We start from the raw sequence: 15,884 nt of genomic DNA, 5'->3' as shown, positions 1-15,884 counted from the left end.
CGTCAATTGCATCGTTGTGCTGCGCGGCTGGCATCAGCCGATCACCTTCTTGACCACTTCGATCAGGCGTTGCGGATCGAACGGCTTGACCAGCCAGCCGTTCGCGCCGGCGGCACGTCCCTTCGATTTCATCTCGTCCGACGACTCCGTCGTCAGCATCAGGATGGGTACCTTCTGGTAGGTCGGCAGTTCGCGCAGCAGCTTGATCAGCTCCAGGCCATCCATGCGCGGCATGTTCTGGTCCGTCAATACCAGGTCCACGGTTTGCAGCTTGGCTTTTTCCAGTCCATCCTGGCCGTCGACGGCCTCCACCACCTGGTAACCGGCGGCTTTCAGGCTGAACGCCACCATCTGGCGCAATGAGCTGGAATCGTCCACTGCAAGTATCGTTTTGGCCATCTTTGCTCCCACTTATTCCGGGCATCCTGCCCGAGTATTTGATTAATCAATCCATGCAACCACAAGCGTTCCGCACTGGCATGCTAGAACAGCTCGATGTCGCCACTTTCCAAATGCTGTTGACTGACAGCCTTGCGCAGCACGCTGCGCAACTCCAGGCTTTGAATCGCCAGCGCCATGCTGACCCGCCCCAGCAAGGCGACAATTTCTTCATTGTCGCTCTCCGGCAACATCTCCGCGCCATGCGAGCCCAGGGTTCCGAGGAACTCGCGCAAACCCGTCACGCGCTTCAAGGTACGCTCGATCAGCTGGCTGGTCATGTCCTGGAACTGCAGGCTGGTGATGGCGGCATTCACGTAGCCCCCCACCTCATCCTGCAACGCCAGCAGTTTTTCCCGCTGCTGCTCGGCCGGAATTCCGCCGTCGAGCAGCAGGGCGATAGTATCTTGCTGCGCAGCAACAGCTGCGTGTATCGCCATGAAATTGAAGGACAGCTTCTCGATCGCCTCTTCCAGCAAGATGCCGGTCTGCACCAGGTCGGTTTCCACCTCCGTCAAGTGCTTGCGGCCATGGTCCGACACGCCAGACAGCAGGCGCTTTACATGCGAGCCAAGTATTTTCTTTCTTGTCATAAAGGTCTCATTGTTTCAATACACCACGCGTCGACAGCCTTGCGTGTTATTTTTTTGCCGCTACCGGGCTGGGGGCTGGCGCCGCCGCGGGCGGCGCACCGGCCGCCAGCCCTGAAGCGACAGCGGCGGCAGCGGCATCGGTCACCGGCAGCTCAATCGCCGAACCATCGCGCAGGACATTTTCTTCCGTGCGTTTGTTCATGACGATGATGCTGATGCGCCGGTTGATCGGATTGAAGGGGTCGAGCTTGTCCAGGTGGGCGGCCGAACCCAATCCCACCACGCGCAATACTTTCTCTTCCTTCATGCCGCCAATCACCAGTTCGCGCCGCGACGCATTCGCGCGGTCGGCCGACAATTCCCAGTTGCTGTAGCCGGCATCGCTCATGTAGGGCGTCGAATCCGTATGGCCCGACAGGCCGATGCGGTTCGGCACTTCATTGAGCACGGAGCCGATGGCATGCAGGATTTCCTTGGTGTACGGTTGCAGATTCGCATTGGCGAGCGCAAACATCGGACGGTTCTGCTCGTCGACGATCTGGATGCGCAAGCCTTCGCTGGTGATATCAAGCAGCAACTGGTTCTTGTATTTTTTCAGCAGGGGATTGGCGTCGATGGTCGCTTCGATGCGCGCTTTGAGCGCCTGCAGGCGCTTGCCTTCCTCGCGTTCGAGCGCGGCCTTGGCCGAATTGAGGTCGAACGACTTGCGCTGCTGCTCTTCCTGCGCCTTGCGCACTTGCCCATCCTGGCGCGACAAGTCCTGGCCGCCGCCCTGGATCACGGAATTGCTTTCGCCGCTGCCGGAACCGCCCGCCATGGCCACTTTCAAGGGGGTCTTGAAGAATTCGGAAATGCCGTTCAAGTCGCCCTTCGAGGTGGAGCCCAGCAGCCACATCAGCAGGAAGAAAGCCATCATGGCCGTGACAAAGTCGGCGTAGGCGATTTTCCACGCCCCGCCATGGTGTCCGCCAGCCGTTTTCTTGATACGCTTGACGATAATCGGGCGCATGCCTTCATCGGCCATGGCGTCCCCCTTCCGTGTGCTGCAAATGACTCATGGTGTCCAGGCGTATATTCACTGCTTACTTCGTTTTCGATTTCTTGATGTGGTCTTCCAGCTCATTGAACGTCGGGCGCTCGGTCGAGAACAGCACCTTGCGGCCGAACTCCACGGCCAGCGCCGGCGCATAGCCGTTCAGGCTGGCCAGCAGGGTCACTTTTACGCACTGGAACATCTTGCTCGACTCTTCCAGCTTCTGTTCCAGCAGGCTGGCCAGCGGTCCGACGAAACCATACGCCAGCAAGATGCCGAGGAAGGTGCCGACCAGCGCGTGCGCGATCAGCATGCCCAGCTCGGCTGGCGGGATACCCACCGATTCCATCGTATGCACCACGCCCATCACGGCGGCGACGATACCGAACGCGGGCAAGCCATCGCCCACCTTGGCGATCACGTGGGCCGGCACGGCGCCTTCGTGATGGTGCGTTTCGATTTCGTTGTCCATCAGGTTTTCGATCTGGAACGCATCCATATTGCCCGACACCATCAGGCGCAGGTAATCGGTCATGAATTCAACGATGTGGTGGTCGGCCAGCACGGCCGGATACTTGGAAAACAGCGGGCTTTCCTCGGGCTTGTCGATATCGCCTTCGATCGACATCAAGCCTTCCTTGCGCACTTTGCTGAGCACTTCGAACAGCAGCGACATCAGTTCCATGTACAGCTCTTTGGTATAGCGCGACCCCTTGAACAGGCTGGGCAAGGCGGCGATCGTCGCCTTGATGGCCTTGTTATTGTTACCAACAAGGAAGGCGCCCAGGGCGGCGCCGCCGATCATCAGCAGTTCCAGCGGCTGGAACAGCGCCGCCAGATGGCCGCCGGCCAACGCGAAGCCGCCAAAGACCGAGGCGCAGACGATGATGTATCCGATTATGACTAACAAGTGCCCTGACTCCCAATAATGGCCGGGGCTGTATGCCCGGCATGTTCAAACCTGTTCCTGTCTTCTGGCGGCTGCGCCGCCGGCAAAGACAGCGGCAAAAAAGCAACCGGAAGTTAATTGAAATGCGCTGCTTTTCAATGCAATTCCGAGAAAATGCCGTGTGGAACTACAATAACGTGAGATTGCCCTACGGGCAAGCAAATAACGCAGACAATTGCTTAAAAGCACCATATGTAAAGTAAAGGGCCACCCTCTGTGGCGGCGATGGTCTTATCGGGCTCGCGTGCCGCAATCTGGAATTCGTAACTAAGAAGCATGCTACCGGGCAACATTTCCCTTTCCGCCTTGCGCCACAGGGCCGCCATCGCCGCTGGCGACAGGTAGGCAAAGACGGCATCGTAGCGGCCGAAATCGAGCGCCTCGTAGTCGCCGCGCAGGAAACGCGCGCGGCTGCCCGCCAGCCGTGCGCGCAAGCGGCTTGCCAGCCACGGCAGCGGCGCCAGCTCAATGCCGGAAAACTGCCCGTCGGGCCGGCGCCGTGCCAGGTCCAGCACCAGGCCGCCCAGGCCGCTGCCGATATCGACCAGGCGCACGCCGGGACGGTCTGCGATCAGCCCGGCCACCGCCTGCCACACCTTCGGCCCCGACGGATAAAACGGCACTTGCGTGCGAAACGTCGACCAGTACAAACTCAGCAGGAAGACGAAGGCCGCCAGGAACACGGCCGGCGGCAAATCGAGCAAGCTGGCCGCCAGCAAGGCGGGCGCAAACAGCAGGCCGATGGCGCACCACCAGCGCGCCAGTCCCGCGCGCCACGTGATGAGCGCCGCCAGCACGCCCTGCACCAACACAACGGCCGGCAACGACATGGTCACGCCGGCACGCGCCAGGGAATACACAAAGAGCAACATCAAGGGAAAGGCCAGCACCTGGATCAGGATGGCCTTGAGCGCGGGCGCGCGCAGGATTTGTTGCAGCATGGGGCAGTCAAAGGAGGAAAACGCCAGTGTAAGCGAAAGCGCCATGAAAAAACCGGAGTCCGGTCTGGCGACCGCTCCGGTTTTCACTGAGGCTATTATTGAGGCAATCTCAGGCGGTGACACTCGGCGGCGCGACAGCGGCCGCTTCATCGCGCGCCTTCTTGGTCTTGCCGGCGCGCGAAGGCATGTGGCACAGGCCGCACACATAATCGGCGTTCAGGTCGAGGCAGTTGACGACAAATTTGCCGCCGCACTTGCCGCAGGGCGCCATGTCCAGCATCTTGCTGCTGAAGAAGCGCACCAGGGTCCAGGCCCGCGTCAGCGACAGCAGGGGCTCCTCACCCGCTTCGGGCGGCATTTGCTCCAGATACAGCTTATAGGCCTTCATCACGGCTTCGATGCCGGTGGCGCCGGCGTGGTCGACGAGGAATTTGTGGATATTGATGAACAGCGAGGAATGGATATTCGGTTGCCAGGTGATGAACCAGTCGGTGGAAAACGGCAGCATGCCCTTGGGCGGCGAGACGCCCTTCAATTCCTTGTACAGATTCAGCAGGCGTTCGCGCGACAGCGAGACTTCGGTCTCCAGCAGTTGCAAACGGGCGCCCAGCTGTATCAATTCGATGGCCAGCTGGATTTCCTGCGCTTCCGATACGACACTTTTCTTGGCCATGCTGTGCACTCCACTACTGACTGATACTGACTAATAAGGTTGCCAGAAAAATGTTCAGGGCAAGGCGCGTTGCCGAAGACAGTACGAATGTACGGCGAGGCAATGCAACGCCGCCATGGGCGTTTTGATGGGAACCTTAGGCGATTTCTTCGACGCCCTGGCCGGCCATGAGGATGGCCGCATGCGACTGGGCCAGCGAGCGGTCCTTATTGTAGTTCGTCAACATGCCCAGGATGGCGCTGTCGTCGAAGCGGAAGCGGGCCAGCATCATGTTGCCGCCAGCCAGTTTCAGGATCTGCGCATTGCTCATGCCCTCGATCAGTTCGGCGATTTCGGCGGCAATGCCCAAACGGAAGATGGCCGTTACCTTGTCCGCACGAATCATTTGCTGGGCCAGCATCAGGTAGCTCAGGTTAGCGTCGCGAATCTCAGCCATCATGTCGTTAGCAGTCATTTCCATCTCCTCAATCCGTTGAATTCAGCTGGCGTTGTGTGTTGCCAGTGAGATACATTCTGCAGGAGCAACATTAAACGCAACAGAGGCGTAGCGCTGTATTTTTGGTCGGGAAATAGCGGAGGGGATCGTAGGTGTTTGTCTGACAAACACTGCTCGATCATGGTCGCACGCCAGCAACGGCGCGGATGTGGGAGGTTGGCTCTGTGCCGGATTTGTCCGACTTTTGGCCTGTAAAAAATATCACTTTTTTACAACAACTTGATAAGAATCAAGCCTATCTACCTAGATAACGGCTGCCTTGGCAGGAACTTTAGGGCTTTTTTGAAAAATATTTAAAAAAGCCGCATTCTTTTTCCGTCGGTTTGACGCCGTTCATGTAATCGTTGACGGCGGCGTCAGGCAAAACTTTAGGGTGATTTGAAAATATTTTAAAAAAAACGTGATTTTTTTCGTTGACGCCCCGCAAGCAGGCATTTTTTCGCCGCCGGTCCATGTCAGGAAACGCGTTTTGCGGCGGGGATTTGCTACACTGCCACTTCCGCGTGATACTTTAAGCCTCAAGCAATATCATGCCATCCAGACAAGTATCAATATGAAAGCCACCATGATTTCTCGACATGACTGCAGCGCGCGCGACCTCGATGACCCGCTGGCACCCCTGCGCCAGCAATTCGACTTGCCGCAAGGCGTGATTTACCTCGACGGCAATTCCCTGGGCGCGCGGCCGAAAGCGGCCCTGACCCGCGCCCAGCACGTCATCACGGCCGAATGGGGCACGGATCTGATCCGCAGCTGGAATACGGCTGGCTGGTTCGACCTGCCCAAGCGCCTGGGCGACCGCCTGGCCCCGTTGCTGGGCGCCGGCACGGGCGAAGTGGTGATCACCGACACCACATCCGTCAACCTGTTCAAGGCCCTGGCCGCCGCCCTGCAGATGCAGGCCAGCGATCCCGCGCAGGCCGCGCGCAGGATCATCGTCAGCGAACGCAGCAACTTCCCCACCGACCTGTACATGGCACAGGGCCTGGCCGCCTGGCTCGACCGCGGCTACCAGCTGCGCCTGGTCGACAGCCCCGAAGAACTGGTGCAAGCCATCGACGCCGATTGCGCCGTCGCCATGCTCACGCATGTCAACTACCGCACCGGCTACCAGCACGACATGGCCGCCATCAGCAGCCATTGCCACGCGCACGGCGCGCTGGCGCTGTGGGACCTGGCCCATTCGGCCGGCGCAGTGCCGCTGGACCTGAACGGCGCCGGCGCCGACCTGGCCGTCGGCTGCACCTATAAATACCTGAACGGCGGCCCCGGCTCGCCCGCCTTCATCTGGGTGCCGGAAAAACACCAGGCGCGCTTCCGCCAGCCCTTGTCCGGCTGGTGGGGCCACGCCACGCCGTTCGCCATGGAGCCCGGCTTCGCGCCCGCCGACGGCATCGCGCGCGCCCTGTGCGGCACGCAGCCGATTCTCTCGCTGGCCCTGGTCGAATGCGGCCTCGATATCTTTGCGCAAACGAGCATGGAAGCCATCCGCCGCAAGTCGCTGGCCCTGACCGATTTGTTCATCGCGCTGGTGGAGCAGCGCTGCGCCAGCCATCCGCTGGGCCTCGTCACGCCGCGCGAGCATGCGCGGCGCGGCAGCCAGGTCAGCTTCACGCACCCGCACGGCTATGCCGTGATGCAGGCGCTGATCGCGCGCGGCGTGATCGGCGACTACCGCGAACCGGCCATCATGCGCTTCGGCTTCACGCCCCTGTACACGAGCTTTGCCGACGTGTGGGATGCCGTGGACATCCTGCGCGACATCCTCGACACCCAATCCTACGACATCGCCGCCAAGCGCGATGCGGTCACCTGAACCATCCAATGAGCGACGACAAGACTATGAACAAGGAAAACACCAGCGGCTGCCCCATGCATGCCGGCGCCCAGGACGCGCAGTGGCATGGCGCGCAGATGGATTTCAGCGAATCCATGAGCTACGGCAATTACCTGGCGCTGGACCGCATTCTCACAGCCCAGCATCCGCTGTCGCCGAACCACAACGAAATGCTGTTCATCGTGCAGCACCAGACGAGCGAATTGTGGATGAAGCTGATGCTGCACGAAATGCACGCCGTGCGCGCCAACCTGCAAAGCGGCGACCTGGCACCCGCCTTCAAGATGCTGGCCCGCGTGGCGCGCATCATGGATCAATTGGTGCATGCCTGGGACGTGCTGGCCACCATGACGCCGCCCGAATACACGGCCATCCGCCCCTATCTGGGCGCCTCGTCCGGCTTCCAGTCCTTCCAGTACCGCGAAATCGAATTCATTTTGGGGAACAAGAACGCCGCCCTGCTCAACGTGCACACGACGGCGCCGGAAACCTATGCGGTGCTCGACGCCGCCCTGCGCGCGCCCTCCGTCTACGACGAAGCCATCAAGCTGCTGGCGCGCAGCGGCCTGCCCATCTCCGCAGAACGATTGAACGCCGACTGGACCCTGCCGACCGCCGCCGACGCCTCGGTCAAGGCGGCCTGGCTGGAAGTCTACCGCGACCCCTCGAAACACTGGGCCCTGTACGAGCTGGCCGAAAAGCTGGTCGACCTGGAAACGGCCTTCCGCTTCTGGCGCTTCCGCCATGTGACCACGGTGGAGCGCATCATCGGCTTCAAGACGGGCACGGGCGGCACGGCTGGCGTGAGCTATTTGCGCAAGATGCTCGACGTGGTATTGTTCCCTGAATTATTTGCCCTGCGCACGGAGTTATAACCTCAAGGAGCATCGATGTCGCCTCTCGTACTGACCCTGGCCGGCCTGTGGAATTCGGGGCCGCAGCATTGGCAAACCCATTGGGAAGCGCGCCACCCGCAATGGTCGCGCGTGCCGCATCGGGAATGGCAGACGCCGGACAAGGACGAATGGGTGGCGGAGCTCGACCGCGCCATCGCCGCCTGCGAGCGCCCGCCCGTGCTGGCGGCGCACAGCCTGGCCTGCACGCTGGTGGCCCATTGGGCGGCCAGCGGCTCGCCGCACAGGATCGCCGGCGCCTTCCTCGTCGCCCCCAGCGATGTGGAAGCGCCCTCCTACCCGTCCGGCACCACCGGCTTTGCGCCGATGCCGCTGCAAGCCTTGCCGTTCCCCAGCCTGGTGGTGGCCAGCGGCGATGATCCCTACGTCAGCTTCGCGCGCGCACGCGCGTTTGCCGCCGCCTGGGGCAGCGATTTCACCCTGATCGGCGACGCCGGCCATATCAACGGCGACGCCGGCTACGGCCCGTGGCCGGACGGCGAGCAGCTGCTGCTGGAGTTCTGCGCCGCACACCAGCCCTGAACAAGGGTGCGCACGCGCACACGATAGACGTGCGCGCATTTGCCCACAAGTAAGAACGCAGGCAGAATCGTGGCCTTTCCATTGCGGCGCCCCGGCGCCAGCCACACGATGAAACGTCTGCTTCTGCCCTTGCTCCTCTGCTCCACGCTGGCCCATGGCGCGCCCTTCTACGAAGGCAAGAGCCTCGCCCATCCCGCCATCAGCGCATCGCAGGACAGCGGCTTCGATATCGCCTTCCTCAAGGAAAAGGACGGCGTCAACGGCTATTACTGCGAGTCCAAGAGCGGCAGCGCGAAACCCATTTTGCTCGACCAGTTCGGCAATGCCGTCATCCGTTCCGTCTTCTACGCCTCGCTGGACAAGGAAACGGACGACAGCGTGCAAACCATGCTGGTGCTGTTCCGCCAGGGCGACAAGGACGGCTTGCGCGCCTACCGCTACCACCGCAGTTCCGGCAAGTACCGGCGCCTCGATGGCTTGCAGCCGGCTCTGAACCGCATTGCGGCGCAAAGCGCAAGTCCCAACGCGGGACAGGTCAAGGCCTCGCTGGCCAAGCTGGCGCCCATGGACTACAGCGTCGCCCGGGGCAAGAGCGGCAATGCGGACTTCGACGCCATCGACCATACGCAAGGCACCATCGTCGGCTACTACAGCGATGACGGCAAGCCCGTGGCCGCTGGCGGCAAGGACGCCATCACCTACAAGAAAACCTTCCTGAAAAAAGGCGACCACTACCTGACGGCCAGCTACACCCTGTACAGCGACGCGGGCGCGGGCATCCTGCCCAACTACCGCCTGTGGCAAGTGACATGGGAAACGGCGCCGCGGCAGTTCACGGGCAGCGCAGACGGCCCGTCCGTCATTTACAGCCTGGCCTGGGACGATGGCTCGGTGGTCGAACGGGGGCAGTACGTGAAGGGCAAGCGCCAGGGACTGTGGGTGCGCGAAGGCATGCACGAAGGCCGCGAAAAGGGACATTTCGTCAACGGCCTGCAGGAAGGCCTGTGGCGCTTCGATTATCCAAGGCAGAGCGAGAGCGGCATGTACCGGGCCGGCAAGCGCGAAGGCCGCTGGACGGTCGTCAACTATGCCGATGCAGAGGAAGTGACGGGCTTCGACACCTACACGGGCGGCCAGCTCAATGGCCCGCACGAGCGCAGCATGGGCGGCAAGCTGCAAACGCGCGGCAACTACGTCAACGGCGCGCGCCATGGCGCGTGGATCACGGAAGACGGCGACGGCAGCTTCATCGACGGCTTGCGCGACGGGCCATGGAAACTCAGGCTCAAGGACAAGGTCACGCAAAGCGTCACTTTTGTGCAAGGCAAAAAACAGGGCGAGGCCCTCGACACGAATGCGCAAGGCGCGCTGCGCGTGCGCGACCACTACCAGGCCGGCGTGCTCGACGGCAGCCGCACGCGCTATCTGGGCCCGATGGGAAAGGAATACGTGGTCTACACGGCCACCTACCGCAACGGCCAGCTCGATGGGCGCGAACAGGCGTTCGACGACAGCGGTAAGATCCTGCGCCTCGATACCCTGTGGGACAACGGCAGGAAGCAGGGCCTCGATGCGCGCTACTACCCGAACGGCAAGCCGGAGCGCCTGGCCGTCATTGACCAGGGCCGCCTGCTCACGCACCTGCGCGAATACTATGAAGACGGCCAGCTGCTCAACGACATCCACCGCTGCACCTTCAAGGAGTACGGCAGCACGCGCGACGACGTGTGCGAGTACCACCACATGTACTACCCGGACGGCAAGCCGCAGTATTACTATGCCTTCCAGTATGGCCAGCGCCAGGAAGGCTATTCGAACTACCCGAACGGCAAGCGCAAGGACGAACTGCTGGTCGACCGCGCCGCCGACACCTCCGTCGTCAACGCGTATTACGAAAGCGGCCAGCTCAAATGCACGGAGCCGCGCAGCGGCCACAGCACGCGCACGGTGAATGGCCAGACCATGATCAGCTATGCGTCGGCCGACCGCGATGGCGACAATATCTGCTACCACCCGAACGGCAAGGTAGCCAGCATCTACACCTTCCGCAAGCGCGTGCTCGTCGAATGCGGCAAGCGCTACGATGACACGGGCAAGCAGACGTTTCCCGGCCCGGAGGGCTGCCCGCCCCCCAGGAAAGTCGACTACCCGATAGGACTGTGACCATGACGCAAACAAGACAGCCGCTGCGCATCCAGAACCCCGAACGCATCGACGCCGCGGCGATCCGCGCCGCCATCGCGGGCGGCCAGCAGGTGCTGGTGCAGTTCAATACCCTGGCCGAGCCGGAGCCGCTGCTGGCCGACCTCGACGCCCTGGCCGCCACCTGCGGCACGGCGCTGACCATCCGCATCTACGGTTACGACCCGAGGGTGTTCGATACCCGCATCCTGCGCGCGCTGCCGCATGTGGCCAGCCTGTCCATCGACTGCCACCGCAACGCCCTGTATCTGGAAACACTGGGCGAGCTGCGCCACCTGAAGCGCCTGAGCCTGGGCGTGTATGAGCTGGCGCAAGGCGACATCCTGCAACTGGACAATTTGCGCGCCCTCGAATACCTGAACCTGGGCGAGTCGGCCAGGAACAATATCGACCTGGCGCCCCTGCGCCAGTATGCGCACCTGGCCTGCCTGGCCATCGAAGGCCACCACCAGCATATCGAGACCCTGGCCAGCCTGCCGGCGCTGCACGAGCTGTCGCTGTACCGCATCAAGAACAAGGTGGCGCTCGATTTCATCTCGGAGATGAGCCGCCTGGACAGGCTGCTGTTGCAGCTGGGCGGCCGCGAATCGCTTGCACACATCGAGGCGCCGCTATTGAGGAAACTGGAAGTGATACGCGTGCGCGGCCTGGAAACGCTGGGCGACATCGGCCGTTTCCCGCTGCTGCAGGCGCTATGGGTGGAAGACCAGATCAAGCTGCGGCAGATCGCGCTGGGGCCCAATCCCGTGCTCGAACGCCTGAATCTGCACACCTGCAAGTCGCTCGACAGCCTGCCCGGCCTCGCCGCCTTGCCCGCCCTGCGCCAGTTGTCGGCATCCGAGACCATGCTCGACATCGACGCCTTGCTGGCGCATGGCTTGCCCGCGTCCCTGACGCATGCGCGCCTGCGCACGGGCAAAAAAACACGCGACGACGCCATCGCGGCGCAGCTGGTGCAACTGGGCTACGAACCGGCGCGCCCTGGCTGAAATCAGCGGCCGGCCGCCAGCTTGCGCTGCCACAAGGCCACGTCGATCATCACGCCATCGGCACCCGTGTTGCGGATGTAGACGCGGTAGCTGCCCTGCCCCATGTCGCCATCGAGGTAGGCCGTGCGCTCGTTGCGCTGCAGCCTGGCGCCCTTGGCCAGCTGGCGGTAGCGTTCCACCACCGCGTCGAAACTGGCATAGCTGCGCAACGCCACTTCCAGGTCGCGCGGCGGGCGGCCTTCGGCATGGTCCAGCACATTGGTCTGTTTCTTGCCCTTGAGCGTGAGCGGATAGGCAAACACGCCGGCGCCGGCCGACGTCAGCACCGTCGATTTATCGAGCAGCAGCGGCAGCAGCGCCGGCGGGTAGGCGGGCGGCAGCTGGGCGCGGTTCCAGCCCGGCAGGGCCGGCTGCGCCAGCACGTATTCGACGCTGGCGATCTTTTGCCCATCGGCGCCCGCTTCCTTGTCGCCCGCGATAAGCGCCAGCATGGGCGGCAATTGCCGGGCCCAGGCCAGCAAGGGCGCCGCTTCGCCAACCAGCATGCCCTTGCGGTGGAACACCGTCAGCACCGCGTTCGGATCGGGATTGCAGACTTTCGCCAGCGGCTGGCCCTCCAGGTGGCAATGCCCGTTGACGAGGCCAAAAGCGATGATGGCGCCGCGCTTGTCGAGCAGCATGGCGCCCCGTTCGCGGCCCTGCTTGCGGTCATTCATCGACGCCAGCAACTGGCGGCCGTCGGCCAGCACGGCGCGCGTGGCGTCGCGCTTTTCGCTGATCGCTTCGAGCGCCTGCGCCAGCAGCAATTCATCGTCTTCCGTGTAACTGCCGCGCGCGTAACCGAAGAAATCGAACAGCGCGGCGCGCACTTGCGGGTCTTCGCTCAGGCGCGGCAAGGGGCCGCCGACCAACAGCGAAGCCAGGCTTTTCCCGGCCGGCGCCGAGGGTGCCGCCGTGGCGCAGGCAGGCTGAGAAAGAACGCAGGCCGCTGCCAGCAAGGCGCCGCCCAGGGTACGGTAATTCGAAAAAATGATATGCATGATTCTGTCTGTCGGGGGATTTGGCCGCGATTGCGGCCACGCATGGCGTCGCCGGAGATTCTAGCATGGCGCCAGCCTCCATGCGGTGCGGCAGGCGGACGGCGCGCGCATCGGCTGGCTGGTATGATGGCCGCAATGACGATCTCTCACCCCGCCTCGCCACTGCTTGTCCTCCTGCCCGGCATGGATGGCACGGCCCGGCTCTTCCACCGTTTCGACGCCGCCTTGCTTGTGCAGAGCGCCATCGCCACCCAGGCCATCGCTTATCCCGCCGCACCGCTGGACTACGCGGCACTCGAAGCGTTCGTGCGCGAGCGCCTGCCGCAGGACCGTCCCTTCGTCGTGCTGGCCGAATCGTTTTCCGGTCCGCTGGGCGCCGCCCTGCGCGCCGATCCGCCGCCCGGCATGCGCGCCCTGATCCTGTGCTGTTCGTTCGTGCGCAATCCGCGCCCGATGCTGGCGCCGCTGCGCCACCTGCTCGGCCTTGTGCCCTTCGGCGCCATGCCCGGCTTCGCCCTGCGCCAGGCGCTGCTGGCGCCCTGCGCCACGCCGCAACTGCAGGCGGAACTGGCAGCGGCGCTGGCGCAAGTGCCTCCCAGCGTGCTGCGCCAGCGCCTGCGCGCGGTACTGGAAATACGCGAAAAGGACGCCTCGCGCAGCTTCGCGCGCGGCAGCCTGCCCGTGCTGTATCTGCGCGCCCGCCACGACCGCCTGGTGCCGCCGGCGAACGCCGTGCAGATACTGCGCCTGGCACCCGGCGCGCAACTGGCCGACATCGCCGCGCCGCACATGCTGCTGCAGGCGGTACCGGAAGCGGCCGCCGACGCCGTCGCCGCATTTATTACAAGCCTGTCAGCCGCGCAGGCGCTCAACTAAACGTGCGCTGGCCAGCACGGCCAGCCAGCTCAAGCCGCCCGACAGCACGCTGAAGTAGATGGCCCGCAGCGGGTGGTGCGGCAGCAGGTATGCGAGCACCGCCACGCCCAGCAAACCGCACAGCAGCGGTTTCACCCTGCCGGGCGGCAGCAGCGCCAGCAGCAGATTCGTGCCCGCATACACGTAAAACACGAGCAGCAGGGCCAGGCCGCCCGCCACGCCGCGCGAGCCGAGGCTGCCGAACAGCTGCGTGTACAAATAAAACCCCAGCCAGCTCAATGCGATAAACAGCAGGCAGCCCAGCGCATGCGCGCCCAGGCCGGCCATCAAACGGTGCTTCATCCTGCCCCCAAAAGAAAAAACCGGCCCTTTCAGATGAAAGAGCCGGCTTGGCGATATCTACGACAGAAAAATTACTTGGCCGAGTTAAGCAGCAATTCGTTGAGGCGTTTCACAAAACTGGCCGGATCGGCCAGCGAACCGCCTTCGGCCAGCATGGCCTGGTCGAACAGGATGTTGGCCCAGTCGCCGAACTTGCCGCCTTCCGCATCCTCGTATTTCAGACGCGTCACCAGCGGGTGGTTCGGGTTGATTTCCAAAATCGGCTTCGATTCCGGCGCGCTCTGGCCAGCAGCTTTGAGCATGCGCAGCAGGTTGCCCGACAATTCGTTTTCATCGGCCACCAGGCAGGCTGGCGAATCGGTCAGGCGGAACGTGACGCGCACGTCCTTGGCCTTGTCGGCCAGCACGGCCTTCATCTTGCCCACCAGGTCGGCATACGAAGTTTCCGTTTCTTCGTGCTCTTTCTTTTCCGCTTCATCTTCCAGCGCGCCCAGGTCCAGACCGCCCTTGGCGACGGAGACCAGTTCCTTGCCTTCGAAGTCCTGGATAAACGACAGCATCCATTCATCGACACGGTCCGTCAGCAGCAGCACTTCGACGCCCTTCTTGCGGAAGATTTCCAGGTGCGGGCTGTTCTTGGCGGCGGCGTAGTTGTCGGCCGTGACGTAATAGATCTTGTCCTGGCCTTCCTTCATGCGCGCCACGTAGTCGGCGAACGAGGTGATTTGCTCGTCGCTGTCGTTGGCCGTCGATGCAAAGCGCAGCAGCTTGGCCAGGCGCTCCTTGTTGGCCGCGTCCTCGCCGATGCCTTCCTTCAGCACCTGGCCGAATTCCTTCCAGAAGACGGCGTACTTGTCCTTCTTGTCCTGCTCGTCCGCGTTCGCCAGTTCTTCCAGCATGCCCAGCACGCGCTTGGTCGAGCCTTCGCGGATCACTTTCACATCACGCGATTCCTGCAGGATTTCGCGCGACACGTTCAGCGGCAGGTCGGCCGAGTCGATCACCCCGCGCACGAAGCGCAAATAGGTCGGCATCAGCTGCTCGGCATCGTCCATGATGAAGACGCGCTTGACGTACAGCTTGATGCCGCCGCGCTTGTTGCGGTCCCACATGTCGAACGGCGCCTTGGCCGGGATGTACAGCAGCTGCGTGTATTCGCTGCGGCCTTCCACGCGGTTGTGCGTGTGCGTCAGCGGCGACTGGAAGTCGTGCGACACGTGCTTGTAGAATTCGTCGTACTGTTCCGGCGTGATGTCGGCCTTGTTGCGGGCCCACAGGGCGCTGGCCTGGTTGACGGTTTCGAATTCGTCCTTCAGGACGGTTTCTTTTTTCTCGTCGTCCCACTCTTCCTTCTGCATCACGATCGGCAGCGAGATATGGTCCGAATATTTGCGGATGATGGACTTGATCTTCCAGCTCGACAGCAATTCGTCCTCGCCTTCGCGCAGGTGCAGGATGATGTCGGTGCCGCGCGACGGCTTGTCGATCGATTCGATGCTGTAATCGCCTTCGCCGGCCGATTCCCAGCGCACGCCTTCCGAGGCGTCCACGCCGGCGCGGCGCGTTTCAACGGTGATCTTGTCGGCGACGATGAAGCCGGAATAGAAGCCCACGCCGAACTGGCCGATCAGGGCCGCGTCCTGCTGCTGGTCGCCCGACAGCTTGCCGAAGAATTCCTTGGTGCCCGACTTGGCGATGGTGCCCAGGTGCGAGATCGCCTCGTCGCGGGTCATGCCGATGCCGTTGTCGGAAATGGTGATGGTGCGCGCATCCTTGTCGAAGCTGACCTTGATCTTCAATTCGTGATCGTTGCCGTACAGGGCGTCGTTATCGATCGCTTCGAAGCGCAATTTGTCGGCCGCGTCGGACGCGTTCGAGATCAGTTCGCGCAGGAAGATTTCCTTGTTCGAGTACAGGGAATGGATCATCAGGTGCAGCATTTGCTTCACTTCGGTCTGAAAACCCAGGGTTTGCTTTTCGGAGACAGCCATTTTTACCTCATAGTCTTGTGGATGGGACGGATTTGATGAAGTTGGGGA

At 62.6% G+C, this 15,884-nt stretch carries 16 protein-coding genes; 6 read left to right on the top strand and 10 right to left on the bottom strand.

All coding sequences use genetic code 11. The features are described from left to right. Window positions 1-33 precede the first annotated feature (33 nt). The 7 genes from BZG29_RS10345 to flhD form a co-directional block, all read right to left on the bottom strand. Window positions 34-399, bottom strand: coding sequence for a response regulator (locus BZG29_RS10345; protein ID WP_034758362.1), 366 nt, complete (start codon window positions 397-399; stop codon window positions 34-36). Between the two features lie 83 nt (window positions 400-482). Then, window positions 483-1,031, bottom strand: coding sequence for a chemotaxis protein (locus BZG29_RS10340; RefSeq protein ID WP_077401991.1), 549 nt, complete (start codon window positions 1,029-1,031; stop codon window positions 483-485). A 46-nt stretch (window positions 1,032-1,077) separates the two neighbouring features. Continuing rightward, window positions 1,078-2,055, bottom strand: coding sequence for a flagellar motor protein MotB (motB, locus tag BZG29_RS10335; protein ID WP_077401988.1), 978 nt, complete (start codon window positions 2,053-2,055; stop codon window positions 1,078-1,080). 58 nt (window positions 2,056-2,113) lie between these two features. Next, window positions 2,114-2,974 carry a flagellar motor stator protein MotA gene (gene motA, locus BZG29_RS10330; protein WP_077401985.1) on the bottom strand — a complete coding sequence of 287 codons (861 nt, stop codon included), beginning with the start codon at window positions 2,972-2,974 and terminating at the stop codon, window positions 2,114-2,116. A 218-nt stretch (window positions 2,975-3,192) separates the two neighbouring features. Continuing rightward, a complete protein-coding gene (locus tag BZG29_RS10325; protein WP_077401982.1) occupies window positions 3,193-3,954 on the bottom strand; it encodes a class I SAM-dependent methyltransferase in 762 nt (253 codons plus the stop codon). A gap of 109 nt (window positions 3,955-4,063) precedes the next feature. After that, window positions 4,064-4,627 (bottom strand): flagellar transcriptional regulator FlhC, encoded by a 564-nt coding sequence (flhC, locus tag BZG29_RS10320; protein ID WP_077401979.1) that lies wholly within the window; start codon window positions 4,625-4,627, stop codon window positions 4,064-4,066. Window positions 4,628-4,763: 136 nt separating this feature from the next. Further along, window positions 4,764-5,081 (bottom strand): flagellar transcriptional regulator FlhD, encoded by a 318-nt coding sequence (flhD, locus tag BZG29_RS10315; protein WP_034758381.1) that lies wholly within the window; start codon window positions 5,079-5,081, stop codon window positions 4,764-4,766. A 607-nt stretch (window positions 5,082-5,688) separates the two neighbouring features. Between flhD and kynU the strand changes: the two genes are divergently transcribed. The 5 genes from kynU (at window position 5,689) to BZG29_RS10290 (ending at window position 11,587) form a co-directional block, all read left to right on the top strand. Then, complete coding sequence (gene kynU, locus BZG29_RS10310) at window positions 5,689-6,939, top strand: kynureninase (protein WP_077401976.1); 1,251 nt, start codon at window positions 5,689-5,691, stop codon at window positions 6,937-6,939. Window positions 6,940-6,965: 26 nt separating this feature from the next. Then, the gene (gene kynA / locus BZG29_RS10305; RefSeq protein WP_077409048.1) at window positions 6,966-7,835 is read left to right on the top strand and encodes a tryptophan 2,3-dioxygenase; all 870 of its coding nucleotides are present in this window, start codon (window positions 6,966-6,968) and stop codon (window positions 7,833-7,835) included. Between the two features lie 15 nt (window positions 7,836-7,850). Next, complete coding sequence (locus BZG29_RS10300) at window positions 7,851-8,396, top strand: alpha/beta hydrolase (RefSeq protein ID WP_077401972.1); 546 nt, start codon at window positions 7,851-7,853, stop codon at window positions 8,394-8,396. A 108-nt stretch (window positions 8,397-8,504) separates the two neighbouring features. Then, window positions 8,505-10,559 carry a toxin-antitoxin system YwqK family antitoxin gene (locus tag BZG29_RS10295; protein WP_150130851.1) on the top strand — a complete coding sequence of 685 codons (2,055 nt, stop codon included), beginning with the start codon at window positions 8,505-8,507 and terminating at the stop codon, window positions 10,557-10,559. Between the two features lie 2 nt (window positions 10,560-10,561). Beyond that, window positions 10,562-11,587, top strand: coding sequence for a hypothetical protein (locus BZG29_RS10290; RefSeq protein ID WP_077401966.1), 1,026 nt, complete (start codon window positions 10,562-10,564; stop codon window positions 11,585-11,587). 2 nt (window positions 11,588-11,589) lie between these two features. On the opposite strand, the gene BZG29_RS10285 is transcribed toward BZG29_RS10290, so the two are convergent. Beyond that, window positions 11,590-12,627, bottom strand: coding sequence for a hypothetical protein (locus tag BZG29_RS10285; RefSeq protein ID WP_077401963.1), 1,038 nt, complete (start codon window positions 12,625-12,627; stop codon window positions 11,590-11,592). Between the two features lie 135 nt (window positions 12,628-12,762). Here BZG29_RS10285 and BZG29_RS10280 point away from each other — a divergent pair, with 135 nt between their 5' ends. Beyond that, complete coding sequence (locus BZG29_RS10280; protein WP_150130850.1) at window positions 12,763-13,503, top strand: alpha/beta hydrolase; 741 nt, start codon at window positions 12,763-12,765, stop codon at window positions 13,501-13,503. On the opposite strand, the gene BZG29_RS10275 is transcribed toward BZG29_RS10280, so the two are convergent. Together BZG29_RS10275 and htpG are read right to left on the bottom strand one after the other, a co-directional pair. Further along, a complete protein-coding gene (locus tag BZG29_RS10275; protein WP_077401957.1) occupies window positions 13,480-13,845 on the bottom strand; it encodes a hypothetical protein in 366 nt (121 codons plus the stop codon). The genes BZG29_RS10280 and BZG29_RS10275 overlap by 24 nt on opposite strands. Window positions 13,846-13,916: 71 nt before the next feature. Further along, window positions 13,917-15,836, bottom strand: a complete 1,920-nt coding sequence (gene htpG, locus BZG29_RS10270; RefSeq protein WP_077401954.1) for a molecular chaperone HtpG — start codon at window positions 15,834-15,836, stop codon at window positions 13,917-13,919. Between the last annotated feature and the right edge of the window lie 48 nt (window positions 15,837-15,884).

This window comes from Janthinobacterium sp. LM6 (assembly GCF_002002885.1).
GTDB classification, from domain to species: Bacteria; Pseudomonadota; Gammaproteobacteria; order Burkholderiales; family Burkholderiaceae_D; genus Janthinobacterium; species Janthinobacterium kumbetense.
Note: the sequence above shows the minus strand (reverse complement) of the source record. Positions and strands in the feature narration are given on the sequence as shown.

Excerpts from the sequence above, each read along its gene's own strand:
- BZG29_RS10345 (WP_034758362.1), bottom strand. The coding sequence starts at position 399 with ATGGCCAAAACGATACTTGCAGTGGACGATTCCAGCTCATTGCGCCAG.
- BZG29_RS10340 (WP_077401991.1), bottom strand. The coding sequence starts at position 1,031 with ATGACAAGAAAGAAAATACTTGGCTCGCATGTAAAGCGCCTGCTGTCT.
- motB (WP_077401988.1), bottom strand. The coding sequence starts at position 2,055 with ATGGCCGATGAAGGCATGCGCCCGATTATCGTCAAGCGTATCAAGAAA.
- BZG29_RS10325 (WP_077401982.1), bottom strand. The coding sequence starts at position 3,954 with ATGCTGCAACAAATCCTGCGCGCGCCCGCGCTCAAGGCCATCCTGATC.
- flhC (WP_077401979.1), bottom strand. The coding sequence starts at position 4,627 with ATGGCCAAGAAAAGTGTCGTATCGGAAGCGCAGGAAATCCAGCTGGCC.
- flhD (WP_034758381.1), bottom strand. The coding sequence starts at position 5,081 with ATGACTGCTAACGACATGATGGCTGAGATTCGCGACGCTAACCTGAGC.
- kynU (WP_077401976.1), top strand. The coding sequence starts at position 5,689 with ATGATTTCTCGACATGACTGCAGCGCGCGCGACCTCGATGACCCGCTG.
- kynA (WP_077409048.1), top strand. The coding sequence starts at position 6,966 with ATGAACAAGGAAAACACCAGCGGCTGCCCCATGCATGCCGGCGCCCAG.
- BZG29_RS10300 (WP_077401972.1), top strand. The coding sequence starts at position 7,851 with ATGTCGCCTCTCGTACTGACCCTGGCCGGCCTGTGGAATTCGGGGCCG.
- BZG29_RS10295 (WP_150130851.1), top strand. The coding sequence starts at position 8,505 with ATGAAACGTCTGCTTCTGCCCTTGCTCCTCTGCTCCACGCTGGCCCAT.
- BZG29_RS10290 (WP_077401966.1), top strand. The coding sequence starts at position 10,562 with ATGACGCAAACAAGACAGCCGCTGCGCATCCAGAACCCCGAACGCATC.
- BZG29_RS10285 (WP_077401963.1), bottom strand. The coding sequence starts at position 12,627 with ATGCATATCATTTTTTCGAATTACCGTACCCTGGGCGGCGCCTTGCTG.
- BZG29_RS10280 (WP_150130850.1), top strand. The coding sequence starts at position 12,763 with ATGACGATCTCTCACCCCGCCTCGCCACTGCTTGTCCTCCTGCCCGGC.
- BZG29_RS10275 (WP_077401957.1), bottom strand. The coding sequence starts at position 13,845 with ATGAAGCACCGTTTGATGGCCGGCCTGGGCGCGCATGCGCTGGGCTGC.
- htpG (WP_077401954.1), bottom strand. The coding sequence starts at position 15,836 with ATGGCTGTCTCCGAAAAGCAAACCCTGGGTTTTCAGACCGAAGTGAAG.